The 21,153-nt window shown below is 65.0% G+C and carries 26 protein-coding genes and 2 tRNA genes; 6 read left to right on the top strand and 22 right to left on the bottom strand.

The features are described from left to right. Positions 1 to 56: 56 nt before the first annotated feature. Positions 57 to 518 carry an azurin gene (gene azu / locus IB278_RS19985; RefSeq protein WP_192325004.1) on the bottom strand — a complete coding sequence of 154 codons (462 nt, stop codon included), beginning with the start codon at positions 516 to 518 and terminating at the stop codon, positions 57 to 59. Between the two features lie 343 nt (positions 519 to 861). Here azu and IB278_RS19980 point away from each other — a divergent pair, with 343 nt between their 5' ends. Next, positions 862 to 1,839, top strand: a complete 978-nt coding sequence (locus IB278_RS19980; protein WP_145741655.1) for a GMP reductase — start codon at positions 862 to 864, stop codon at positions 1,837 to 1,839. A 12-nt stretch (positions 1,840 to 1,851) separates the two neighbouring features. On the opposite strand, the gene IB278_RS19975 is transcribed toward IB278_RS19980, so the two are convergent. Continuing rightward, positions 1,852 to 2,718 carry an alpha/beta hydrolase gene (locus tag IB278_RS19975; protein WP_192325002.1) on the bottom strand — a complete coding sequence of 289 codons (867 nt, stop codon included), beginning with the start codon at positions 2,716 to 2,718 and terminating at the stop codon, positions 1,852 to 1,854. 94 nt (positions 2,719 to 2,812) lie between these two features. Here IB278_RS19975 and IB278_RS19970 point away from each other — a divergent pair. The 3 genes from IB278_RS19970 to IB278_RS19960 all read left to right on the top strand — a co-directional run bounded on the left by IB278_RS19970 (position 2,813) and on the right by IB278_RS19960 (position 5,608). After that, positions 2,813 to 2,888, top strand: a tRNA-Ala gene (locus tag IB278_RS19970). 323 nt (positions 2,889 to 3,211) lie between these two features. Further along, the gene (locus tag IB278_RS19965; RefSeq protein ID WP_145741651.1) at positions 3,212 to 4,900 is read left to right on the top strand and encodes a sensor histidine kinase; all 1,689 of its coding nucleotides are present in this window, start codon (positions 3,212 to 3,214) and stop codon (positions 4,898 to 4,900) included. 18 nt (positions 4,901 to 4,918) lie between these two features. Beyond that, positions 4,919 to 5,608: a response regulator gene (locus IB278_RS19960; protein WP_192325000.1), complete on the top strand. Its 690-nt coding sequence runs from the start codon at positions 4,919 to 4,921 to the stop codon at positions 5,606 to 5,608. A gap of 16 nt (positions 5,609 to 5,624) precedes the next feature. Here IB278_RS19960 and IB278_RS19955 read toward each other — a convergent pair whose 3' ends face one another. The 15 genes from IB278_RS19955 to IB278_RS19885 all read right to left on the bottom strand — a co-directional run bounded on the left by IB278_RS19955 (position 5,625) and on the right by IB278_RS19885 (position 17,545). Further along, a complete protein-coding gene (locus tag IB278_RS19955; RefSeq protein ID WP_192324998.1) occupies positions 5,625 to 6,533 on the bottom strand; it encodes a type II secretion system F family protein in 909 nt (302 codons plus the stop codon). Positions 6,534 to 6,545: 12 nt separating this feature from the next. Further along, entirely contained in the window at positions 6,546 to 7,538 is a 993-nt protein-coding gene (locus IB278_RS19950; RefSeq protein WP_192324996.1) for a type II secretion system F family protein, read from the bottom strand. Positions 7,539 to 7,547: 9 nt separating this feature from the next. Continuing rightward, positions 7,548 to 8,921, bottom strand: a complete 1,374-nt coding sequence (locus tag IB278_RS19945) for a CpaF family protein (RefSeq protein ID WP_192324994.1) — start codon at positions 8,919 to 8,921, stop codon at positions 7,548 to 7,550. A 54-nt stretch (positions 8,922 to 8,975) separates the two neighbouring features. Further along, positions 8,976 to 10,127 carry an AAA family ATPase gene (locus IB278_RS19940; protein ID WP_192324992.1) on the bottom strand — a complete coding sequence of 384 codons (1,152 nt, stop codon included), beginning with the start codon at positions 10,125 to 10,127 and terminating at the stop codon, positions 8,976 to 8,978. Between the two features lie 28 nt (positions 10,128 to 10,155). After that, positions 10,156 to 10,605 (bottom strand): TadE/TadG family type IV pilus assembly protein, encoded by a 450-nt coding sequence (locus IB278_RS19935; RefSeq protein ID WP_192324990.1) that lies wholly within the window; start codon positions 10,603 to 10,605, stop codon positions 10,156 to 10,158. After that, positions 10,602 to 11,060: a TadE/TadG family type IV pilus assembly protein gene (locus tag IB278_RS19930; RefSeq protein WP_192324989.1), complete on the bottom strand. Its 459-nt coding sequence runs from the start codon at positions 11,058 to 11,060 to the stop codon at positions 10,602 to 10,604. The genes IB278_RS19935 and IB278_RS19930 overlap by 4 nt, the downstream gene beginning before the upstream one ends. 8 nt (positions 11,061 to 11,068) lie before the next feature. Next, complete coding sequence (locus IB278_RS19925) at positions 11,069 to 12,298, bottom strand: TadE/TadG family type IV pilus assembly protein (protein WP_192324987.1); 1,230 nt, start codon at positions 12,296 to 12,298, stop codon at positions 11,069 to 11,071. Between the two features lie 45 nt (positions 12,299 to 12,343). Further along, positions 12,344 to 12,520 carry a Flp family type IVb pilin gene (locus IB278_RS19920; RefSeq protein WP_192324985.1) on the bottom strand — a complete coding sequence of 59 codons (177 nt, stop codon included), beginning with the start codon at positions 12,518 to 12,520 and terminating at the stop codon, positions 12,344 to 12,346. A gap of 242 nt (positions 12,521 to 12,762) precedes the next feature. Then, a complete protein-coding gene (locus IB278_RS19915) occupies positions 12,763 to 12,978 on the bottom strand; it encodes a Flp family type IVb pilin (RefSeq protein WP_192324983.1) in 216 nt (71 codons plus the stop codon). A 125-nt stretch (positions 12,979 to 13,103) separates the two neighbouring features. Then, positions 13,104 to 13,400 (bottom strand): hypothetical protein, encoded by a 297-nt coding sequence (locus IB278_RS19910; RefSeq protein ID WP_192324981.1) that lies wholly within the window; start codon positions 13,398 to 13,400, stop codon positions 13,104 to 13,106. Between the two features lie 20 nt (positions 13,401 to 13,420). Continuing rightward, positions 13,421 to 14,929 carry a type II and III secretion system protein family protein gene (locus IB278_RS19905; RefSeq protein WP_192324979.1) on the bottom strand — a complete coding sequence of 503 codons (1,509 nt, stop codon included), beginning with the start codon at positions 14,927 to 14,929 and terminating at the stop codon, positions 13,421 to 13,423. A 24-nt stretch (positions 14,930 to 14,953) separates the two neighbouring features. Beyond that, positions 14,954 to 15,796 carry a Flp pilus assembly protein CpaB gene (gene cpaB / locus IB278_RS19900; protein WP_145741624.1) on the bottom strand — a complete coding sequence of 281 codons (843 nt, stop codon included), beginning with the start codon at positions 15,794 to 15,796 and terminating at the stop codon, positions 14,954 to 14,956. A 39-nt stretch (positions 15,797 to 15,835) separates the two neighbouring features. Then, positions 15,836 to 16,420: a prepilin peptidase gene (locus IB278_RS19895; protein WP_192324977.1), complete on the bottom strand. Its 585-nt coding sequence runs from the start codon at positions 16,418 to 16,420 to the stop codon at positions 15,836 to 15,838. A 13-nt stretch (positions 16,421 to 16,433) separates the two neighbouring features. Further along, the gene (locus tag IB278_RS19890; RefSeq protein WP_164547758.1) at positions 16,434 to 16,580 is read right to left on the bottom strand and encodes a hypothetical protein; all 147 of its coding nucleotides are present in this window, start codon (positions 16,578 to 16,580) and stop codon (positions 16,434 to 16,436) included. Positions 16,581 to 16,837: 257 nt separating this feature from the next. Continuing rightward, positions 16,838 to 17,545, bottom strand: coding sequence for an SDR family NAD(P)-dependent oxidoreductase (locus tag IB278_RS19885; protein WP_192324975.1), 708 nt, complete (start codon positions 17,543 to 17,545; stop codon positions 16,838 to 16,840). Positions 17,546 to 17,681: 136 nt separating this feature from the next. Here IB278_RS19885 and IB278_RS19880 point away from each other — a divergent pair. Beyond that, positions 17,682 to 17,757, top strand: a tRNA-Lys gene (locus tag IB278_RS19880). A gap of 54 nt (positions 17,758 to 17,811) precedes the next feature. Here IB278_RS19880 and IB278_RS19875 read toward each other — a convergent pair. Both IB278_RS19875 and IB278_RS19870 read right to left on the bottom strand, forming a co-directional pair. Then, positions 17,812 to 18,219 (bottom strand): hypothetical protein, encoded by a 408-nt coding sequence (locus tag IB278_RS19875; RefSeq protein WP_192324974.1) that lies wholly within the window; start codon positions 18,217 to 18,219, stop codon positions 17,812 to 17,814. A 43-nt stretch (positions 18,220 to 18,262) separates the two neighbouring features. Then, positions 18,263 to 18,469, bottom strand: coding sequence for a short-chain dehydrogenase (locus IB278_RS19870; protein WP_145741618.1), 207 nt, complete (start codon positions 18,467 to 18,469; stop codon positions 18,263 to 18,265). Between the two features lie 495 nt (positions 18,470 to 18,964). On the opposite strand from IB278_RS19870, the gene IB278_RS19865 reads away from it, so the two are divergent. Next, entirely contained in the window at positions 18,965 to 19,357 is a 393-nt protein-coding gene (locus tag IB278_RS19865) for a hypothetical protein (RefSeq protein WP_145741616.1), read from the top strand. Between the two features lie 6 nt (positions 19,358 to 19,363). Here the strand turns inward: IB278_RS19865 and IB278_RS19860 are convergent, their stop codons facing one another. From IB278_RS19860 to IB278_RS19850, 3 genes are read right to left on the bottom strand one after another with little or no spacing between them, the layout of a single operon-like run. Further along, on the bottom strand, positions 19,364 to 19,822 hold the full coding sequence (locus IB278_RS19860; protein WP_192324972.1) for an acyl-CoA thioesterase: 459 nt from the start codon (positions 19,820 to 19,822) through the stop codon (positions 19,364 to 19,366). Continuing rightward, positions 19,822 to 20,349, bottom strand: a complete 528-nt coding sequence (locus IB278_RS19855; RefSeq protein ID WP_145741612.1) for a MarR family winged helix-turn-helix transcriptional regulator — start codon at positions 20,347 to 20,349, stop codon at positions 19,822 to 19,824. The genes IB278_RS19860 and IB278_RS19855 overlap by 1 nt, the downstream gene beginning before the upstream one ends. Further along, complete coding sequence (locus IB278_RS19850) at positions 20,349 to 21,125, bottom strand: SDR family NAD(P)-dependent oxidoreductase (protein ID WP_192324970.1); 777 nt, start codon at positions 21,123 to 21,125, stop codon at positions 20,349 to 20,351. Before IB278_RS19850 ends, IB278_RS19855 begins: the two co-directional genes overlap by 1 nt. Positions 21,126 to 21,153: the final 28 nt, after the last annotated feature.

Genomic DNA, 21,153 nt, shown 5'->3' with positions numbered 1-21,153 from the left:
CGGCATTGTAGGAAGCCGGGGCGTCCCGACGCGGCGGCGGGGTTGCCCGCGCCCTCTTACTTCGCGAGTTTCAGCGTGCCCTTCATGATCGACGAATGGCCCGGAAAGGAGCAGAAGAAGGTGTAGCTGTCGGCCGCGCCCAGCTTGGCGACCGGAAAGCTCACGCTGTCGCTTTCGCCGCCGCCGATGATCTTGGTGTGCGCCACGACGCGCGCGTCGCCGGCCTTCACATAGTTCTGCGGCAGGCCGGCAGCGATGCCGTCGGCGGCGACCGCCTGCACGTCGGCCGTCCTGGCAAGCACCCAGTTGTGGCCCATGGCCTGCTTCGGCAGCTTGCCGACGTGCTTGAGCTTGACGGTGAATTCCTTGCAGCTCTTGCTCACCTCGATGGCAGGCTTGTTGAACTGCATCGCGTCGTTGCCTTCGATCTCCACGCTGCAGTCGGCAGCGAAGGCGGAGGAAGCGGCGAGAGAAGCGAGCGCCAGAACGGCGGTGGCGGCGAGGTGGCGGCGAAGCATGGGAACGATCTCCAGAAGAAGAAATGAACGGGGCGCAGGACGTGCTGCGCCAGCGGCATTGTCGAGCGCGCCCGCCGCGCGGCACTGATCTGCATCAAATGGTACTGCCGCGGGCTGCGCATCGCCGCCGCGGCCCGGCCGGGCAGACCGGCCGGCGAATAAGGTCTATACGAAAGCGCGCAGGAAGGCGGAGCACCACCTCCCTATAATCAATCACCGGGCCCAAGTTTCTTGTCGCCCGGTTTTTTTGTGCCTGCATGGCGCCAATGACCGGGCCGGGACCAAGCGCCCACGCCGCCGAAATCGTTCGGCGGCGCACCCTTCACAGGAAGCTTGGTTTCTCATGCAAATCTTCGATTACGACAACATCCTCCTGCTGCCGCGCAAGTGCCGCGTGGAAAGCCGCTCGGAGTGCGACGCCAGCGTGACGCTCGGCGCACGCAGCTTCCGACTGCCGGTGGTGCCGGCCAACATGAAGACGGTGGTGGACGAGCCGATCTGCCTGTGGCTGGCGCAGAACGGCTACTTCTACGTGATGCACCGCTTCGACCTGGACAACGTGAAGTTCGTCAGGCAGATGCACGGCAAGGGCGTGTTCGCCTCGATCTCGCTGGGTGTGAAGAAGCCCGACTACGACACCGTCGACCAGTTGGCGGCCGAGGGCCTGGTGCCCGAATACGTCACCATCGACATCGCGCACGGCCATGCCGACAGCGTGAAGAACATGATCGGTTACCTCAAGCAGAAGCTGCCGGGCTCCTTCGTGATTGCCGGCAACATCGGCACGCCCGAAGCGGTGATCGACCTGGAGAACTGGGGCGCCGACGCCACCAAGGTCGGCATCGGCCCGGGCAAGGTCTGCATCACCAAGCTCAAGACCGGCTTCGGCACCGGCGGCTGGCAGCTCAGCGCGCTCAAGTGGTGCGCGCGCGTGGCCACCAAGCCGATCATCGCGGACGGCGGCATCCGCGACCACGGCGACATTGCCAAGAGCGTGCGCTTCGGCGCCTCGATGGTGATGATCGGCTCGCTGTTCGCGGGGCACGAGGAATCGCCGGGCCGCACCGTCGAGGTCGACGGCGCGCTCTTCAAGGAGTACTACGGCTCCGCCAGCGACTTCAACAAGGGCGAATACAAGCACGTCGAGGGCAAGCGCATCCTCGAGCCCATCAAGGGCAAGCTGGCCGACACGCTGATCGAGATGGAGCAGGACGTGCAGAGCTCCATCAGCTACGCGGGCGGCCGCGCGCTGATGGACATCCGCAAGGTCAACTACGTCACGCTCGGCGGCGACAACGCAGGCGAGCACCTGCTGATGTAGGCCCTCGCCGGGTCAGGCCTCCAGCAGCTGCGCCGCGCCGCGATGCAGCCTGTGGGCCGGGTCCGCCAGCGCGTCGACGATGCTGAAGTGGTTCAGCCCCGGCAGCGATTCGCACACGGGCACGGCGTTGCGGCCCCACGCATCGCGGATCAGCGCGTTGTGGCGGATGAACTCCTTGCTTTCGTCGCCGCCCACCAGCGCGTGCAGCTGGCCGCGCGCTGGGGCCGGCCACAGCGCCGGGCTGGCGCGCAGGGCATCCGCATCGGAGAGCTTCAGGACGTTTTCCAGGAACGGCGTGCGCTGCAGCGGGCGAAGGTCGTAGAGGCCCGAGATCGACAGCGCATTGCGCACCAGCCGCACCGGCAGATCAGGCGAGACTGCCTTCCAGTCGCAGGCCAGCAGCGCGGCCGCCATGTGGCCGCCGGCCGAGTGCCCGGCCACGGTGATGCGCGAGGGGTCGGCGCCGAAGCTCGCGGCATGGCGCCAGGTCCACTCGAGCGCGCGCACCATCTGCATGAGGATGCCCGGCACGGTCACGGGCGCTTCCGCCGTTCCGGGGCACAGCGCGTAGTTGGGCATCACCACGCACACGCCGCGGTCGTTGAACGCGGGCGCAATGAACGAATGGTCCCGCTTGTCCATCGCGCGCCAGTAGCCGCCGTGAATGAACACCAGCACCGGTGCGCCGGGCACGGGTGCCGGAAAGATGTCGAGCGTCTCGTTCACGCCCTGGCCGTAGGGCACGTCGATCCGGCCGGGCAGGGTTTCGCGCACGGCTTGCGAGTCGCGGCCCCAGCGGGCGAAGTACGCCGGGTGCTCCTTCACGCGCGCAAGATTGTTGTACATGCCTTCCAGCCAGGCGGGTTCGTACGAGGCCATGCGGGTTGTGCTTTCCTTCTTTTTTCGAAGCGCGCATCTTGGCATGCGGGCCATGCGTTCCCGGGCGGGTTCTGGTTAAAATCCGGCTTGCGTTGGGGGGGTAGCTCAGCTGGGAGAGCGCCGCGTTCGCAATGCGGAGGTCGGGAGTTCGATCCTCCTCCTCTCCACCATCCCATCAGAAGGGCTCGGATCTTTCCGAGCCCTTTTTCTTTGCCCGGCCGATGGGCACTCCCTTGGGCACCGATACATCTGCTGGCCGGTGGCCGCAATTTGCATCATTCGGTAACAAAAGTACACATTGCAAACGGGGTTAACCGAAAAGTATTGCTTTCGACTACAAAAGTAGTAATGTGAAATCCTCGCAGATATTAATTTTGGCGCAAAAGTGAACCAAGGTGTTACGTCGCACAGCTTCCTTCCCAGGGGCATGGGCGTTTTTTCGTGGTTGGCTGGCAGGGCATGAGCCGCTCTATGCACTTGAAAAAAAAGCGCCATGCAAGCCCATTCCATCGACCCCGATTACGGGACCGACTCCAGCCTCACCGCCGATGCGCTCATGGTGTCGCGGATGCGGCTGGTGCTGTCGGTGTCGGCGCTGCTGGCGGTTGCGGTTGACCTTCGCGATCCGCAACTGCGCGTAGGCAGCGCCGTCTGGCTCACGTTCTCCTGCTACGCGCTCTACAGCCTCGGCGTGTACATCTGCACGCGAAAGGGCCAGCCCTACTTCCAGGGCAAGGCCATCCATTGGTTCGACGTGCTGTGGTTCACGCTCATCGTCTTCGCGAGCGGCGGCAGTGGCAGCCTGTATTTCCTCTTCTATTTCTTTGCCATCCTCACCTCGTCCTTCAGGTGGGGATACGAGGAAGGCGCCCGGGTGACCATGGCCTCGGTAGCCTCTTTTGCCGTCTGCGGCCTGGGAACGAACCTCGCAAACGACACGCCGCAGCTGCTGATGCGCACCACCTTCCTGCTGGCGCTGGGCCACATGATCGGGCACTGGGGCGGCTCGAAGGTCGAACTGCGGCGGCGCCTGTCCCTCCTGAGCCAGGTGAGCCGGCTGTCGAACCCCCGCTTCGGCGTGGCCCGCACCATCGCCAGCACCCTGGAGAAGACGCTGGCCTTCTACAAGGCAAGCCACTGCGTGCTCCTGACGCGCGACACGGCCAATGGCTGCTGGGTCATGCGTACGCTCAGGCAAAGCCACGCGGGCGAGGCGGTCGACGTCGAGACCATCGACCAGGCTTTCGAATTGCCGCTGATGGCGCTGAACCCCGGCCACATCGTGCTGCGCAACCGCCTGCCGTGGCCGCTGAGCCGGCTGTGCGTGCAGGGCCATGCCTTCGACCTGCGCCTGCGCCGCTGGTACCCGCAAGACGAGCCGGGCCTTCGGCGCAGCGCTGCGGTTGCCGCCATGCTGGAGGCGCGCTCCTTCATCAGCGCACCGCTGCCGATGCGCCAGGGAGAGGGACGCATCTACGTGTCGACGAACGAAGGGCTGTTCCGCAAGTCCGATGCGCTGTTCCTTTCGCACATGATGAGCCAGGTCTTTCCGGTGATCGAGACGATCGGGGTGCTCGACCGGATGGCCTCGGAGGCCGCCTCGAAGGAGCGCCTGAAGATCTCGCTGGACCTGCACGACACGGCGATCCAGCCCTACATCGGCCTGAAGCTGGGACTGAGCGCGCTGCGCAAGAAGGCAGGCGCCGACAACCCGCTGGTCGAAGACCTGGACAAGCTCGCCAGCATGGCCGAGGGTGTGGTGGCCGATCTGCGCCACTATGCGGGCATCGTCAAGCATGGCGGAGAAAGCCACTGCGAGTTCATTCTTCCGCACCTGCACCGCCAGGCCGCGCGCATCAAGACGCTCTACGGCATCGACATGGAGATCCTGGTCGATGGCGACGTCCACCTGGACGACCGGATGACGGCCGAAGTGCTGCAGCTGGTGCGCGAAGGGCTGAACAACATCTGCAAGCACACCCACGCGCACCGCGGCTGCATCCGCATCGGCTGCACGGACGGCAAGCTGCAGATCAGGATCGAAAACGAGTCCTGCGGCATGGACTTCTCGGACTTCCGCCCACGTTCCATCAGCGAACGCGCAGCCGCCCTCGGCGGGCATGCGCAAGTCGGCCAAGGCGCGGGCGGCGCCACGGCCGTACTGATCGAAATACCCATCTAGGAAGGCGAAGGTGTCAACATGCAAGCCACAACAACGCACCCCATCGGCGTCATGCTCGTGGACGACCACCAGACCATGCTGTGGGGCCTGTCGAAGCTGATCGACGGCGAGCAGCCGCGCATGAAGGTCGTCGCCACCGCCAACTGCTTCGAGCAGGCGCTGGAACAGACCGAGCACGTGGTGCCCGACGTCATCCTGCTCGATCTGGACCTGGGAGGCCGATGCTCCCTCGACATTCTCCCCAAGCTGCTGTCGAACGACGTCTCGCGCGCGCTCATCCTCACGGCCGAGCGCAAGCAGCAGACGCTGGACCTTGCCGTGCTGCGCGGCGCCAGGGGCGTGCTGTGCAAGGACGCGTCCGCCGAAGAGGTGCTCGATGCGATCGCGCGCGTGCACAACGGCGAACTGTGCATCGACGCGCAGGCCATGGGCCGCGTGTTCTCCGAACTGACCGCACCGAAGAAGCCGGTGAAGGCCGACCCCGAAGCGGCCAGGATCGCGAGCTTGACGCAGAAGGAGCGGCAGATCATCCGCGCCGTGGTGGAAGGCAGCGGCGCCGCGAACAAGACGCTCGCCTCGCGGCTGTTCGTGACCGAGCACACCTTCCGCAACCACCTCACGTCGATCTACCAGAAGCTCGACGTGGCGAACCGGCTGGAGCTCTACATCTACGCGATCAAGCACCAGCTCGACGCCGCGGCCCATTGAGCGCGGGCGCCGGGGCTCAGTGCCCTCCGACGAGCATCGGCGCGATGACGCGAACCATGCGAATGACCGCCGGCGTGAGGATGACCATCGAGATGCATGGAAAGATGCAAATCACCAGGGGCAGAAGCATCTTGGTGGGCACCTTGGCGGCCAGCTCTTCCGCGCGGACCTGGCGCTTGTGGCGCAGGTCGTCGGAAAACACGCGCAGCGATTCGCCGATGCTGGTGCCGAAGCGGTCGGCCTGCGTCAGCATGGTGGCAAAGGTGCCGATCTCCTCCACGCCGGTGCGAAGCGCAAGGTTGTGCAGCGACTTCTCGCGCGTGCCGCCCGCGCGCATCTCGAGATTGGTCCAGTGCAGTTCCTGCGCCAGGGCCTCGCTGTTGACGCGGATCTCCTCGGTGACCTTGACCAGGGCGGCATCGAGCCCGAGGCCCGCCTCGACGCACACCAGCATCAGGTCGGCGGCATCGGGAAAGTTTTCAAAGATCTCGCGTTGGCGCCCCTTGATCATCATGCGCAGCACGATGTTGGGCAGGTAGCAGCCGAGCAGCGCAGCCACCGCCAGCCACAGCAGGGTCGTGAGCCCCTCGTTCGCCCCGGCGATGCGCATGGACAGAAAGGCCAGACCGGCCAGGCCGAGCGGCAGCAGCGTCTTCAGGCCGAAGTAGAACAGGCTCGCATCCGGGTGACGGATGCCCGCGTTCAGGAACTTCAAGCGCAGCGGCGAGGTCTCGCCTTCGCCGGTGGGTGACGACAACTGGGCAAAGGGGCCCACGACCTTGACGGCGGTCTCGACCCAGGCTGACTTGCCGGACGAAGGAGCCACAGCCCGTAGGCGCTGCGCTGTTCGCGTGGGAAGCATCCAGATCGCGAATCCGCCGATGGCGAGGGACACGGTCACGAACACGAGGATGGGAAACAACATGGCATTTCTCCTTCAGACACGGATCTTCACGATCTTGCGCAGGATCAGCACGCCGACCACCATCAGGCCCAGCATGTATTTGACGGCCGTGATACCGATCGGGTCGGTCCACAGCGGCGACATGAACGCCGGATTGAAGGCATTCATGAGCGCCGTCAGCGCAAAGGGCATCAGGCCGAGAATCCAGGCCGAGAGGCGCCCTTCCGCCGACAGCACCCGCACCCGCGCCAGCAGCTTGAGCCGGTCGCGGATGAGCCGGCTCAGGTTGCCGAGCACCTCGGTCAGATTGCCGCCGGAGTCGCGCTGGATCAGCACCGACACCACGAAGTAGCGCATGTCGGTGAGCGGCACACGTTCGCTCATGTTCGTGAGCGCCTGTTGCAGCGAGACGCCGAAGCCGACCTCGTCGGCCACCATGCGGAACTCGCCCGCAATGGGCTCGGACATTTCCTCGCCGATCATCTGCAAGCTGCTCGCGAACGAATGGCCGGCGCGCAGCGCGCGCGTCACCAGGTCCAGCGCGTCCGGCAACTGTCTCTCGAGATGCGCCAGGCGGCGGCTGCGCCGGTGGCTCAGGTAGAGCAGCGGCACCGCCGCTCCTGTGGCTCCCACCAGCAAGGCGATCCACGCGGGCTGGTTCGCAAGCGACGCCGTCGCAAAGAAAACAAGCATGCCGGACAGCGCACAGGCCAGCAGCACATGGGACACCGTCCACTCCAGCCCGGCCTGGAGAATGAAGCGGTCGAGGCGGTGGGCACGAGGAAGTTTCAGCAGAACGCGCTGCATCCATGGTGCCTCGCTGAGCACGCGATCCTTTACGAGCCGCGCCTGCGCGATGCGGTCGGTGGCGGCCGAGAGCGCCTGCAGCCGCTTGCCGATCTTCTGCACCCCGGGGGCCCTGTAGGACCGCCACAGCATGTACAGGCCCTCGATCACCATCAGCACCGTCACGAAGACCAGCACGGACAGCGTAATGAGCGTGTCACCAACCAGGTTGTCGAACATGACGGCCTCCTATTCGTAGTGCTTGTCGGGATCGAACATGGTGTCGGGCAGCACCACGCCGAAGGAGTGCAAGCGCTCGACGAACTTCGGCCGCACGCCGGTGGCATGGAAGTAGCCGCGCACGCGACCGTCGGGGCCCATGCCGGTCTGGCGGAACGCGAAAATCTCCTGCATCGTGACCACCTCGCCTTCCATGCCCGTGATCTCCTGGATGCTGGTGACCTTGCGCCGGCCGTCGACCAGGCGCAGGACCTGGATCACGACCGTGATGGCCGACGCGATCTGCTGGCGCACCGAGTGGTGCGGCAGGTTCAGATTGGCCATGCTGATCATGTTCTCCAGCCGTGCCAGCGCGTCGCGCGGGCTGTTGGCATGGATGGTGGTCAGCGAGCCTTCGTGGCCAGTGTTCATGGCCTGCAGCATGTCGACCGCCTCGGCGCCGCGCACCTCGCCGATCACGATGCGGTCGGGCCGCATGCGCAATGCATTGCGCACCAGCGCGCGCTGCGTGATCTCGCCCTTGCCTTCAATGTTCATCGGCCGGGTTTCCATGCGCGCCACGTGAGGCTGCTGGAGCTGGAGCTCGGCGGCATCCTCGATGGTGATGATGCGTTCGGTGGCGGGAATGAAGCCCGAGAGAATGTTCAGCAGGGTCGTCTTGCCGGCGCCGGTGCCGCCGGAGATCAGCATGTTGATCTTCGCGCCGGCCAGCCCTTCGAGCATCAGCCCCATTTGCGGCGTCAGCGTCTTCAGGTCGTTCACCAGGTTCTCCATCTTCAGCGGGATCTTCGCGAAGCGGCGAATCGACATCATCGGACCGTCCAGCGCCACCGGCGCCACCACCGCATTGACGCGCGATCCGTCCGGCAGCCGCGCATCGACCATGGGGCTGGATTCATCGATGCGCCGCCCCACCAGTGAGACGATCTTGTCGATGATGCGCAGCAGGTGCTTCTCGTCGGTGAAACTCACGTCCGTGAGCTCCAGCCGGCCCCGGCGCTCGACGTAGACCTGGTCGTGCGAGTTGACCAGGATGTCCGACACCGTCGGGTCGGCCATCAACAGCTCGATCGGCCCGAAGCCGAGCATCTCGTGCTGGATGTCGCGGATCAGCGTGCGCCGCTCGATGTCGTTCAACGCCTCGGGCTCTTCCTGCAGCAGCCGGGCGATCATGGTTGAAATCTCGTGGCGCAGCACTTCGGGCTTCAGGGTTTCGAGCACTGCCAGGTCGAATCTGTCGAGCAGCTTCAGGTGCATTCGCTCCTTCAGGAGCTTGTAGGAGTCCGAGGCAAAGGAGGAAAGCGCCGCGTCGGCCACAGGCGGCGCCGGCGAGCGCGCCACCGGCGCGGCTTCGATCGCATTGAGCTGTTCTCTGAATGACATGTGGACCTGCCTTGCTGTTGGAGGAAGAAGATGCGTCGGGGCGCAGCGCGGGAGTCAGGCGCGGCGAAAGAGCCGGCCGATGAAGCCTGGCGCTTCCTTCGGACGTGGGCTGAGCGTGTGAGATATTTCCTCGAGCCGCTTGCAGAGCGCGCTGCCCCGTGACATTTCCGCCAGCGGCACGCCGCGGTTGATCGAGGCGTCCACGTCCTTGCCGCCGTCGGGCACGCTGATCAGCGTGGCTCCGCCCAGCGAACGGCGCATGTCGGACAAACCGATCTCCCCGCCGCCGGCGCTGCGGTTGACCAGCAACTCGACCTTTCCGGCTGGGTAGCCGAGCGACTTGAACACCTGCATCAGCCGCGTCACGTTGCGGATGTGCGGCAAGCTGGGCTGAAGCACCGGAAAGATCCGATCCGCGCGGTCCATCACGCGGATGGCGAGCGGATCGATGCGCAGGCCAAGGTCGAACAGCACGAAGTCGTACTGCGCCACAGCTACCTGCAGGATGGCATCGATGTGCTCGGCCTTGACCTCCAGCGCGCGCGAAAGATCCTCGGGCGCCGCAAGAATGCTGAAACCCGGCGCCACCTTCACCGTGCTTGCCGCAAGCAGCGAGGCATCGAGCCGGCCGATATCGCGCGCTACATCGGCCAGCGTGGAAGTGGGCCGCAGGTCGCTCACAAAGGACAGCGCATCGCCGAATTGCAGGTTCAGGTCAATCAGCAGCACCGAGCGGCGCATCGAGAGCTGATGGCCGATGTTCGTCGCAAGAAAGGTTGAGCCACTGCCGCCCTTGCATGGCATGAACGCGACTACCTGGCCCGCCTCGCGCGCCTGCGCGCCGGCCATCTTTACTGCGATGCGCTCCACGGCCGCCTCGAGCGCCGCCGCCTCGGGCGGCGAAGGCAGCACTTCGCGCACGCCAGAACGCATGGCGAGAATCAGGAACTCGGGCGTCTGCATCGCGCACAGCAGCACCACCGCGATCGCGGGATGGCGCATCGTGAGCTGCTCCACCATGGCCACCTCATGGGGGTCGCAGCACATTCCGTCCACCAGCAGCAGCTCGGGCGCCGATTGCTCGACCACCCATTGCATGCGGCTCTTGCCTCCTTCGAACACCGAGACCGTGTGGGAACGGGCTTCCAGCACCATGCGCATGTTCTGCAGGTGGGCAGGATTGGGGGAGATGATCGAGATTTTCATGATGATGTGCCTCGGGGTTAAGTGCCGATTAGGAGCAGACGGCGTTGCTGTTCGGGTCCTGCCCCATGATTTCGCGCGGCAGGTAGGTGGAAAAACCCGGCATCGGGATCGGCGAATGACTTCCGAAGCCAATGGGCGAAATCCACTGGTAATCGAGATCGACGATGCGGACATTCACGCCGCTGCAATTGGCCGCGGTACAGGTCGCGCTGACGCTGCCTGCCGCGTCGTACCAGTCGATGCTGACGTTGGCCGCCGTCAATTGAGGCAGGAACTTCTGCATGTTGGAAAGCACGATGGTGGCGTCCCGGTCGCACACGACGGCTGCGCGAGCGCCCCAGCGCGTCGCTTCAGCGGCCGCATTCCACGTCCACAACATGCGCGCGAAATCCATGATGCCCAACAGGAAGGTCAGGAAGAGCATCAGGACCAGCGCGAATTCCACAGTGGTCGCACCGGTCTGCCTTGTTCGGTTCATGATTGACCTCGCATGGTGGCGGAGATATCCCCGAAAGGAATGTCTCCGTTCACATCACCGAAACTGAGCCCGAACGCGCCGGTGAGAAGCGGGCGGAACTTGTATCCCGTGACCTTGACGGTGACGGTATTGATGGCCGGGCCGCTGCCCTTGAATTGCCAGGTCGGGGCTGGGACTTGAGAAGTGGCAAGACCCAGGACCAATGGCGAGCCGGTACCGGCCGGATTGCCATAGACCACCAGGTTTTTGGCAATCGTGATCTTGGTGGGGTCCGTGGTTGCGATCGACGGATCCTGAGTGGAAAGATAGCGAGAGGCGTCTCGCAGCGATTTCGCGATGGTGTTGTACTGATACAGCGCCCGCCCGAATTCGGTCGTGATGAACGTCAGGATGAGCAGCAATGGAAGGATCAGGGCAAATTCAACCAGGGCCACGCCGTTCTGCTTCTTTTGCATACCACCTCCTACTGAACGAGCGTCGGGACCATGGGCCCGCTTGTGCCGCCGGCCAGACCTGCGGTGGCGCATGGACTGCCGGCGGACTCCGCATTGCCGATGAACTCGAGCCACATCTTTGACTTCTTCCCGCTCGCGTTCTTCTCCAGCGGATGCAGCATCAGCATGCAGGCAAAACCTTTGAGTGTGATCGACGGGCAGTCGACCACTGCGGTCGTGACCACGCGTCGATTGGCGCCCTTGGTGTAGTCGGTGGAATTGAAATTTCCCTGGGTCTTGAGGTTCTTGGTATCGGGATCCTTGTTATCCCCTTCGTACGGCGCGAATGAATTGCGCTTGGCGGCAAATCCATTCGAGCTGGGGTCGTCATACCTACCCGGTTTGGTGAGGGCAGCGCTGTCGGCGTACCAGGCGTACCCGGTCTGATCGGGGACGGCCGTCGCAGCGCTGAGGCTGCCCTGATAGATGCCGAAGCGGGTATTCCAGGCGGCGACCGCTCCGTTGGTCTTGCCCGCCTTGCCGACTTCGGTTTCCATGCCGGGAAGGCCGCATTGCCCACTGCTCGTCAGGAGATCCTTGATCTCGCGTGCCCCGCCGCCACTGCCGGAAAAATCCACCCAGCGAAACTGACCGGATTCCACATCGTCGTTGTCATTGGTCACGCCCTCGATCCATTCACCGCGCGTGAACCCCCAAGGGGCGCTCGCAGATTTTTGGCAGACACCGATGGGAACCAGGCAATTGGATTGAGACGGCGCCCTGGTGGCAACGGCGACAGCGGCGACGCTCTTCGATGACCCGTAAGTGCCATCCCCACTGAACGCGCTCAGGGCATTCAGGATCCAAGGGGCAATGCCCGACTTCGTGTGCAGGCACTTGGCGTACCTGGCATTCGCGACCGGCGTGAAGGTATGGCTATAGGTGCCGACCAGCGAATCGCTGAACACGATCTCGGCCTGGGCAATGCCGGTCGCCTCGCCTTGAAAATTGATCTTGTTGAGATCCGCCGCGGTCTTGCCTGCGCTGGTGGCACGCGTCAACGCATCGCTGGCTCCGTCGAGTTCTTGCGCGGCAGACAGGGCACAACTGTCCAGGGCAGTCTGCAACTCCGTTTTCACAATGAAGAGACGGCCAAAGTCCAGCGCAATGCCCATGAATCCGAGGAGGAAAAGCAGAACCAGCGCCACGGTGATGATTACCGCGCCGCTTTGGCGGTGGCCAGAAGTGTGGACTTTCATGATCGGCTTCCTGTGCAGTGGGGTCGGTTCTGAAAACCCGGCACGTCAGCCGCAAACCACGCCGCCAAGGCAGGTTCGGACAAGATCGACAAGGTCGCTGATGCCGCTTTCCGCTACCAGTGGCTGCAGCGCGATGATCAGCAAGATGGAAATTACGGCAATGGCCAGCGCGTACTCCACCACTCGGGTACCGTTCTCATCTCGCGGGAATGACTTGAACATGATGACTACCTTGCTTTTGTGCTATTGGCCGCTTGGACGGCGGGCGGCGGAGACGAGTGCGACGGTCGCTATCACGACACCTTCATGTTTTTTGCGACTGTCCGTCCTGTACATGGAAGACCTCGTTGATTGGAGATGAATCGATGAAGCGGTGATCGCATTCGAGGCAAGTGGGCTTGAGTCCAGGAAGGGCCCAGGCGCCACTGCCACGTTTTTTTTGCAAGTGGGCGCTACTACCCAAATCACCCTGCGCAGGTAACCATGTCCCCCGAGAGACAGGCGGCGACGCGTTGAATGAAGGTTGTGAAGTAACCCCCGGTGGTCAGGCCCTGCAGCGCAATCACGAGGGCAATCGACACGACTGCGATGATCAGCGCGTACTCGATAACTTGCGCGCCGTCCTCTTCCTTGACGAACGAGGACATGAAGTTGCCGGCACGGACAAAAAGTTGGTTCATTTTTTCACCTTTGAAATTGCAGTAAGAAAAACAAAAAATCTTGCATTGGTTCTGGGGTTTGATTGACTTCTATCTTCGTGAGGCAACTCCTTTCTGTTCGAACTCGAGAATCGTTCGAGGGCCGCCTAACGGCCCCCACCGCCGCTGTCTCCGCTACCAATCCCGCCACCGATGTTGATGACGTTCACCGCCGGCGGCGGCGCCTTGTAGGACTTCTGGTACTGCACCATCGACTCGCGCGCCGCGCGGCCGTCCATGCCCACAACCGGGTTCCCGTCCTTGCCGGCATCGGGATTGATCGTCATCTTCCTTTTCGCGTCGCGCACCGCATCGCCAAAGCGCGCGTCGTAGTTGGGCGTGACATGGGAGCAGCCGGTGGCCAGCAGCAGCGTCAGCGCGAGAGTGGTCGACTTGATGAACATGGTGGTGCTCCTCGCGGGTGTCATTGGGGTTGGCCGGCCGGTGCAACCGGTGCCGGGGTAGCGCTTTCGAGGCTGCCGTTCAGGTACACCTCCGCGCGGCTGGGGACGACGTGGTTGTCGGTCGGAACGCGCGGTACCTCGGCCAGCGGACGAACCAGGCGCGGCGTGATCACGAACATCAGCTCGGTCTGGTCGTTCTGGAACTCGGTGCTGCGGAACAGCGCCCCCATCACCGGCACTTCGCCCAACCCGGGGTAGCGCTTGATGGATTCCGTGACATTGCTCTTGATGAGCCCCGCGATGACGAAGCTCTGGCCATCGTTGAGCTGCACGGTGGTGTCGGCGCGGCGCACCGTCAGCGAAGGCAGCACCGCGGTCGCGCCGGCCACGGTGGTGAAGGGCGAGCCGGTCTGCGACAGGTCCGACACCTCCGAGACCATCTTGAGGTTGACGCGTCCGCCGTTGAGCACGGTCGGGGTGAACTTGACCCCGATGCCGAACTCCTTCTCTTCCAGCGTGATGTTCGTCCCCCCGCCGCCGGCGGCGCTCTGCGCGACCGGGATGAAGATCTTTCCGCCCGACAGGAAGCTTGCCTGCTGGCCGCTGATGGCCATGATGTTGGGCTCCGCGAGGATGCGCACCAGGCCGTCGTCCTTCTGGCCGTCGATGCCGATCGAGGTGCGGCCGATCCTTATCGCCTCGAGCAGGCCGCCGCCTCCGCTCAGGAAACTGGAGATCAGCGAGTAGCTGTCGCGGCCGCCGTTACCCGAGCGGCTCAGGCCGACGCGCGCACCGAGCCGGTCCAGCAGCGTCTTGCTGACCTCTGCGATCTTCACTTCGAGCATCACCTGCTGCGGCGCCGTCACGCGCAGCAGGTTCACCACCTTCTTGCCGTCGGCGCCATAGGCCATGGCCAGGCTCATCACGTCGTCGAGCTTGAGCGCATCGCTGATCTCGCCGGTGAGCACGATCGATTTTTCGGCGCTGCGTACGCGGATGTGGTTTTCCTCCGGCATCAGCTCGGCGAGCTTGGACTGCAGCGCGCCCGGATCGATGGTGACGATCACGTCCTTGATGTAGCAGGTGCCGTCGACGCTTTGCAGTACGACGTTCATCGAGCCCGCCTGGCGGCCGCGGAAGAACAGGTCGGTCGGGCTCAGCAGCGTGACGTCGACATCGGCGATGCCGTCGCCCGCGTGCGCCGCCGTGGCGGGGGCCGGCTGCCCCGCGGCTGCGGGTGCGGCGGCCGGCGTGCGGCTCGGCGGCTGGCCGCTGACCACGATGCGCGCAACGCGTGCCTTCAGCGGAATGACCACCGACTTGCCCAGCACGGCGTAGGTCGGCTGGTCGTCCGGAATGATCGCGGTGCAGCGCCGGGTGGCGGGCGCAACCGGTGCTGCAGCCGGGGTTGCAGCCACAGCAGCAGCAGCCGCCGCCGCCGGCACCGCGTCCGCGGCCATCGCGGGTGCCGCCAGCGCCATGAGTGCCGCCAAGAGCCAGGCGGGTGAAGAAGAAGAGAGATGTTGCACTTGTGGTTCCTCCTGCGGGGGTGATCAGAAGCAGTTGAGCGTGCGGGCTGCGTGCTGGATCACTTCCACGCACTCCGATTGCCGCTGCGCCATGGGGGCGGTGCGCGGCACGCGCGCGGGGGCCGGCCGCGCTGCCACGGTGGTGGAGATCGGCAGGATTTCCTTCTCGCCGAACAACTGGCCCTTGGTGATGCCTGCGGTGGCGACCGTGGTCTTGTCCATCTGGTTGCGCAGCACCAGCGAGAGGGTTCCCACGCTGCGTGCCAGATCAAGCTTTTCGGAGTCCTCGAGCGAAAGCTCCAGCGTCACGGCGCTCACGACCTTCGGCTTGGTGTCGTCGCGGTTGGCTTCCTGCGCCACCGCCAGCACCAGCACTTTCTCGAGCACGGTCTTGCTGATCTGGCGGTTCTCCTCGCCACGGTTCTTGTCCTGCTGCGCGTTGACCATCACGTCGACGTAGTTGCCCGGCAGCGCGAAGCCCGCCACGCCGACCACGTCGTTGACCCGCACGGTCATGGCGCGCTTGCCGCTGGCAATGACCGCCGAGAGCCCGCCCTGGGTGCCGACGGGCGCGAGCTTGCCTTCCAGGATGGCCTCGCCGCGCAGCACGCCGACCTTGACCACGCGGTCCTCCAGCGACTTGGCGTCCTTGAAGGAACCGGGCGGCAGCGAGCCGCTCGGCCAGTCGACCAGCGACAGCATCTGGGGGTTGACCCGGCTGCCGAGCTCGATGTCGACGGCGGCCACCACCACCTTGTTGGATGCAATGCCGCCCTGTCGGGAGACCCAGCCCGCTGCGTAGACCGCGGCCGCCAGGCCGGTCAGGAGGGCCAGCAGAAGCAGCCCGAGCGCCTTGATGTTTTTCATGCGAATCTCCGCCGTGGATGAAATGAAGAACGGGACGGGCTAGACGAAGCCCAACTGATGCGCCAGGACCTGTGCGATCGTCCCCACGCAAATGCAGATGCCGTAAGGCAGCTTTCCGATGGATTGCCGCGTGTCGATCGTTCCGCTCGGCCGTATGCCCGCAATGCCCGAGACGACGATGCCCTGCGCAGCACCCTTGACGTTGGCCAGCATGTGGCCCAGGCGGCGGCGGTGGATGGCCACCGCCACGGCCGCAAAGCCGCCGACGATGCAGGTGAACAGGATGGCCTGCAGCGTCTGATAGGGGCCGATGAAGGCGCCGACCATCGCCATCAGCTTGACGTCGCCCGCTCCCATGATCCCCAGCACATAGAACGGCAGCATGATCGCGAGGCCGGTGCCCAGGCCGCCCAGGGCGTTCTGCACCCCGGTCAGCGGCGTGCGCGCCGCGAAGGTGCCGTAGATGATCGCGAACACCATGCCGCCGAAGGTCAGCCAGTTGGGAATGCGGTAGAAGCGCACGTCGCTCACCGCGGCCATCACCAGCAGCACGAAGAGCCCGCCCATGCGGAAGTCCGAGGCCAGCATGGCCAGCAGATCGAGGACAGCGTTGAATTCCTGCATGCTGCGGCCCCCTTCAGGCGCTGCGCCGTACGGCAAGCAGCAGGAGCAGGCACACAACCACCACCAGCGAACCGATGAGCGCGGCTTCCATGAACGACATGCCCGCGTCCTCGCGCAGCAGGGTCATGAAGCTTCTTGGCAGCAGGTTGAGCGTTTCCATGCGTGTTCCCCAGTGATGGTTGTCGACTGGCACCGCTTCATTCCCCTTGCCGGGCCGAAGCGTCTTGCCGTGGAGTCACTGTAGAAATCGCGCCGCCTGCGCACATGAGCAGTGCGCCCCTTTTCCAGGGAGACAAGTGCCCCGCCCTCTTGGCCCGCAACCATGACAAACCGCCTGCCTGGAAGCGGCGCGCGGCGGAACGAAAAAAAGGGCCCTGGCGTTGCCGCCAGGGCCCTTGCTGTTGCTCTTGCCTCAGCTCAGGTGTCGAGCGTCAGGTGCTGGCCATGCAGCGCCGCGGCCGCGGGCGACGCAAGAAAGCCGATGGTCTGCGCCGCGACGGCGGTCGACACCCAGTCGGCGGGATTGGTGTCCGGCATGGCCTGCCGATTGGCCGGCGTGTCGAGCACGCTGGGCGCCACGCTGTTGACGGCCACGCCATGCGGGGCGGCCTCGGCGGCCATGGCTTCGACCAGGCGCTGCAGCGCGCTCTTCGACGCGATGTATGCCGCCATGGCCGGCAGGCCGCGCGCCGCCACCTTGGCGGTCACCGCCACGATGCGGCCGGCGCCGTGTTCGATCATCGAAGGCAGCACCGCCTGCGTCACTGCCACGAAGGACCAGGCGTTGAGGTTCATCATCCGGTCCCAGCTTGCCCGCGTGAGCGCATGCGTGGCCTCGCCCATCTCGAAGCCGCCGGCAATATGGACCAGCGCGTCGATGCGGCCGAAGGCCTTGAGCGCCTGGCCCGCAAGCTCCGACATGTCGGCTGCCGAGGTCACGTCGCCCGCCAGCAGCAGGTGCTGCGAATTGTCCAGGCCCGGAAAGACCTCGGCCAGGCGGTCCGCCCGGTGGTCGACCAGCGCCAGGCGCGCGCCCTGCTCGAGAAAATGCTGGACTACCGCGCGGCCCAGCGCACCCGCGGCCCCGGTGATCACAACATGGGACATGGTGGTCGTGTCTGTCATGGAATATCTCCTGCTGGAGGGCCGCGGCCCGTCGATGATGACGAATGCTAACCCCGCCGCGCACAAAATCGTTGAGCCCCGGAATTTTTACGCTATACTTGCGGTCTTGCCAAAAAACGCAAAACGTTTTGTGCAAGGGCTCTTAGCTCAGTTGGTAGAGCAGCGGACTCTTAATCCGTAGGTCGAGTGTTCGAGTCACTCAGGGCCCACCAACCAACATCGCGGAAACGCTGAAAAGCCTGCTACTTCATCGGTAGCAGGCTTTTTTATTGGCTGTCCAGCCAGGCCTCCACAAACCGCGACAGCACTTCCCGCTTTTCCCTGAACTCTGCAAGCAGGTATTGGCGCGCATGCTCCTGTGCCAGTTCGTTCGACAAGAACCAGGCCTCGCGCGTCGGGTCTCCATGCGGGGGCGGCGCGCCCCATGCTGCGGCGCCGTTGCCTAGAAAAGCTTCCGTCACGGGCAGGCGCCCATCGGTGCGGCCCAGTTCCGACAGCGGATTGCGCGGGCCGCCGAGTTCGATGCGGGCGTGCACGATGTCCTCGTCCACCGCGATGGACGCCCCCAGGCCGCCTTGCTGCTGCACCTGCCAGAGCTGCGCGGCACCGGCATGGCGCACCCAGCTTTCCAATGCCCGCGCAAGGCTTTCGATGATGGCTTGCTTGTTGTCCATGCGGCACTCACTCCTTCATGTTCAATGTCGACGCCTTGCAGCACTACCACTCGCCGACCTCGCGCACGCGCTGGTCGAGGTCGGGATATTCAAGGCTGCGGTCCGTCGGCGCAAGCGAAGGCGCCGGTGCGCCCCGCCCGGCCGCCATGCCGATGCCCAGGCGCTGCGCAAGCGCCCACGCCATGCGGCGGCGCGGCTGCGCCGGACGGACTGCGATCATGCGGATGGGGGTGTTGCTGCGCTTGCGCATGGGGGCTCCTTGGGTTGATGGCGCGGGTTTTTTCTCCATTTCGGTTGTGTCCTCGCGCGACGGGCAGCACCCTGGGGTGCTGCCCCGTACGACGTCGCCGCACAGGAACGGTCCACTTTCCTGCACATCCCGCCAGGCCGTCCACGCGGCTGGAAACTGGCGGTGTGGCGAAGGCACACCCGAAATGGCAAAACAAAAAGGCCCGGAACCTTGCGGTGTCCGGGCCTCTGGTGAAGAGAGCTTGGGAAGTGCGCTTTAAGCGCAACCTCCGCCCGGGGGCATCTGACCTTTGAACACTGCAACGCGCACGAGCGATCGGCCCGAAGCGGGTCGAATGCTGGTGAGGTTCAGTGCGGCGGAGGTCACGATGATTCCTGGTGAAGTTTTTTCTTTGTGCGGCCGGAACCGCGAATGAGCCGAACTGTAAATAGTGTTTACGGCAGCGTCAACAACCGGGACAATCTTTCGTTGTCTCGTTGTTGTTGTTTTCAAACAGTGCCCAATATCACCGTCGCGCGCCGCCGCAATGTTCTTGCGCTGCACCGCCGCTTTCTCGAAGGGGCCATTGCCGCCGGCCTGCCTGCCAAGGGACTGGACCAGGCCTTTGCCAGGAAGATCGAAATCTCGCCCAGCATGTGGAGCCAGATCAAGAGCTCCCGCCCCATCGGCGACAACCTGGCACGGCAGATCGAGCAGCATTGCGAGGTGGAGGCAGGCTGGCTCGACAAGGAAGACCGCCCCTCCGAAGTGCCCGATGCGGCCGAAGAGCGCTTCATCGCGGTCGCGCGCGAGGCCTGGCGGCACGCCAATGCCAAGGGAAAGAGGGAACTCAGCGGCTGGCTCAAGCAGCGCGCGGCGCGCGCGCCCGGCGACGAGCCGCCGCCCTGATGCGCTTCAGGCGAGCGAGGGCGCGCCGCGCAGGATGGCCGTGCGCAGGTCTTGCGGAATTTCCACGGCGCGATGGCTCTCGAGCGATGTGGTCACGAGCACCTGCCTGAGCTGCATGCGCAGCTCGCCGCTGGCGGGGTCGAAGCAGCGCAGCGCGAGCGCCATGGAGCGCGAGCCCAGCCGCTCCACCGCCAGGCCCAGCATGACTTGATCGCCCATCCGGCTCACGGCGCGGAAGTCGGCCTCGAGCCGCACCGTCGGCAGGCCGATGCGCCGCTCGCTGATGAGCGCGTGGTAGCCGATGCCGAGCCCTTCGCTCACCCAGTCTTCCACCAGGCCGTTGAGCATGACGAAGTACTGCGGATAGAAGACGATGCCCGCCGGGTCGCAATCGGAAAAGCGGATCATCCGCGCGCGCTGGAACTCTGCCTGGGGCGCTTCGGTTTCGCCTGCGCTCGTCGCCATCAGCCCTCCTCGCCCGCAGGCTCGCTGCGCATCACGTGCACGCGCAGCTGGCCGAGCTGGGCATGCATCTGCCTGACGGTCTTCATGTCGAGGCCCGAGAACATCTCGAGGATCCATTGCTCGTGTTCCTTGGCCATGGTCTCGAAGCTCGCGCGGCCCTTGGGCGTGAGGCTCACGATCCACGAGCGGCGGTCGTCGGGGCTGTGGGCGCGCGCCACCAGGCCATCGCGCTCCAGCTCGTCGGTCAGGCCCGTGACGTTGCCGCCGGTCACCATCAGGTAGCGCGACAGCACGCGCATCTTGAGGCCATCTTCATAGCGGTAGAGCTGGGCCATGTAGTCGAAGCGCGCCAGCGAGATGCCGAAGCGCTCGCGCAGCCGGCGCCGGATCTCGGCCTCGATCTGCGTGGTGCTGGCGAGCATGCGCAGCCACAGCCTGAGCATGGCGTGGTCTTCGCGGCCGGCACGGGCTTCGTGGCCGAGCTCTTCGGCATCGCTGAGCGCGGCGTGCGAGGCATCGTTGCGCATCACATCACCTCTCCGCCCGACACCGAAACCGACTGCCCGGTGACGGATGCGGCGCCGCTGCCGCAGAGCCAGCGCACCGCGTCGGCCACCTCGGCGGGCTGCACGATGCGGCGCTGCGGATTGACGCTGGAGAACTCGGCCAGCGCATCGGCCTCGCTGCGCCCGGTCTTGCCCACCACGTTGGCAACGCTCGCGCGTAGGATGTCGGTGTCGGTGTAGCCGGGGCACACCGCATTCACCGTGACGCCCTTGCGCGCCACTTCGAGCGCAAGCGAGCGCGTGAGCCCGATCACCCCGTGCTTGGCCGCCGCGTAAGCCGCGACGTAGGCATAGCCCTTCTGGCCCGCGGTGCTGGCGATGTTGACGATGCGGCCCCAGCCGGCTTCGAGCATGTCGGGCAGCGCGGCCTGAGTGCACAGGAAGGTGCCGGTGAGGTTCACCGACAGCATGCGCTGCCAGAGTTCGGCCGAGGTCTTGAGAAAAGGCGCGCTCTCAGCCGCGCCCGCGTTGTTGACGAGGATGGCGAGCGGCCCGCGCTCGGCGCGCGCCAGCGCGAAGGCCGATTGCACCGCCTGCGCGTCGGCCACGTCGGCCGCGGCCACGCCGTGGCCCCGGCCCGCGAGCGACGCGGCCACACGCTGGAGCGCATCGAGGTCGCGCCCGAGCAGCGTGAGCGTTGCGCCCTCGGCAGCCAGGGTGCGGACGATCTCGGCCCCGATGCCGCGTGCGGCGCCGGTGACGAGGGCGTGGCGGCCGTTCAATGAATTTGCGTGCATACCTGAATTGTTTAGTTCTGAACTATTT

It is taken from the genome of Variovorax sp. VRV01 (assembly GCF_014852545.1).
Taxonomy (GTDB): Bacteria; Pseudomonadota; Gammaproteobacteria; order Burkholderiales; family Burkholderiaceae_C; genus Variovorax; species Variovorax beijingensis_A.
Note: the sequence above shows the minus strand (reverse complement) of the source record. Positions and strands in the feature narration are given on the sequence as shown.

Excerpts from the sequence above, each read along its gene's own strand:
- IB278_RS19890 (WP_164547758.1), bottom strand. The coding sequence starts at position 16,580 with ATGGAAACGCTCAACCTGCTGCCAAGAAGCTTCATGACCCTGCTGCGC.
- IB278_RS19935 (WP_192324990.1), bottom strand. The coding sequence starts at position 10,605 with ATGAACCGAACAAGGCAGACCGGTGCGACCACTGTGGAATTCGCGCTG.
- IB278_RS19940 (WP_192324992.1), bottom strand. The coding sequence starts at position 10,127 with ATGAAAATCTCGATCATCTCCCCCAATCCTGCCCACCTGCAGAACATG.
- IB278_RS19910 (WP_192324981.1), bottom strand. The coding sequence starts at position 13,400 with ATGTTCATCAAGTCGACCACTCTCGCGCTGACGCTGCTGCTGGCCACC.
- IB278_RS19875 (WP_192324974.1), bottom strand. The coding sequence starts at position 18,219 with ATGGACAACAAGCAAGCCATCATCGAAAGCCTTGCGCGGGCATTGGAA.
- IB278_RS19950 (WP_192324996.1), bottom strand. The coding sequence starts at position 7,538 with ATGTTCGACAACCTGGTTGGTGACACGCTCATTACGCTGTCCGTGCTG.
- IB278_RS19980 (WP_145741655.1), top strand. The coding sequence starts at position 862 with ATGCAAATCTTCGATTACGACAACATCCTCCTGCTGCCGCGCAAGTGC.
- IB278_RS19925 (WP_192324987.1), bottom strand. The coding sequence starts at position 12,298 with ATGAAAGTCCACACTTCTGGCCACCGCCAAAGCGGCGCGGTAATCATC.
- IB278_RS19895 (WP_192324977.1), bottom strand. The coding sequence starts at position 16,420 with ATGCAGGAATTCAACGCTGTCCTCGATCTGCTGGCCATGCTGGCCTCG.
- IB278_RS19965 (WP_145741651.1), top strand. The coding sequence starts at position 3,212 with ATGCAAGCCCATTCCATCGACCCCGATTACGGGACCGACTCCAGCCTC.
- IB278_RS19975 (WP_192325002.1), bottom strand. The coding sequence starts at position 2,718 with ATGGCCTCGTACGAACCCGCCTGGCTGGAAGGCATGTACAACAATCTT.
- IB278_RS19920 (WP_192324985.1), bottom strand. The coding sequence starts at position 12,520 with ATGTTCAAGTCATTCCCGCGAGATGAGAACGGTACCCGAGTGGTGGAG.
- IB278_RS19960 (WP_192325000.1), top strand. The coding sequence starts at position 4,919 with ATGCAAGCCACAACAACGCACCCCATCGGCGTCATGCTCGTGGACGAC.
- IB278_RS19955 (WP_192324998.1), bottom strand. The coding sequence starts at position 6,533 with ATGTTGTTTCCCATCCTCGTGTTCGTGACCGTGTCCCTCGCCATCGGC.
- IB278_RS19930 (WP_192324989.1), bottom strand. The coding sequence starts at position 11,060 with ATGCAAAAGAAGCAGAACGGCGTGGCCCTGGTTGAATTTGCCCTGATC.
- IB278_RS19885 (WP_192324975.1), bottom strand. The coding sequence starts at position 17,545 with ATGACAGACACGACCACCATGTCCCATGTTGTGATCACCGGGGCCGCG.
- IB278_RS19870 (WP_145741618.1), bottom strand. The coding sequence starts at position 18,469 with ATGCGCAAGCGCAGCAACACCCCCATCCGCATGATCGCAGTCCGTCCG.
- cpaB (WP_145741624.1), bottom strand. The coding sequence starts at position 15,796 with ATGAAAAACATCAAGGCGCTCGGGCTGCTTCTGCTGGCCCTCCTGACC.
- IB278_RS19850 (WP_192324970.1), bottom strand. The coding sequence starts at position 21,125 with ATGCACGCAAATTCATTGAACGGCCGCCACGCCCTCGTCACCGGCGCC.
- IB278_RS19945 (WP_192324994.1), bottom strand. The coding sequence starts at position 8,921 with ATGTCATTCAGAGAACAGCTCAATGCGATCGAAGCCGCGCCGGTGGCG.
- azu (WP_192325004.1), bottom strand. The coding sequence starts at position 518 with ATGCTTCGCCGCCACCTCGCCGCCACCGCCGTTCTGGCGCTCGCTTCT.
- IB278_RS19915 (WP_192324983.1), bottom strand. The coding sequence starts at position 12,978 with ATGAACCAACTTTTTGTCCGTGCCGGCAACTTCATGTCCTCGTTCGTC.
- IB278_RS19855 (WP_145741612.1), bottom strand. The coding sequence starts at position 20,349 with ATGCGCAACGATGCCTCGCACGCCGCGCTCAGCGATGCCGAAGAGCTC.
- IB278_RS19860 (WP_192324972.1), bottom strand. The coding sequence starts at position 19,822 with ATGGCGACGAGCGCAGGCGAAACCGAAGCGCCCCAGGCAGAGTTCCAG.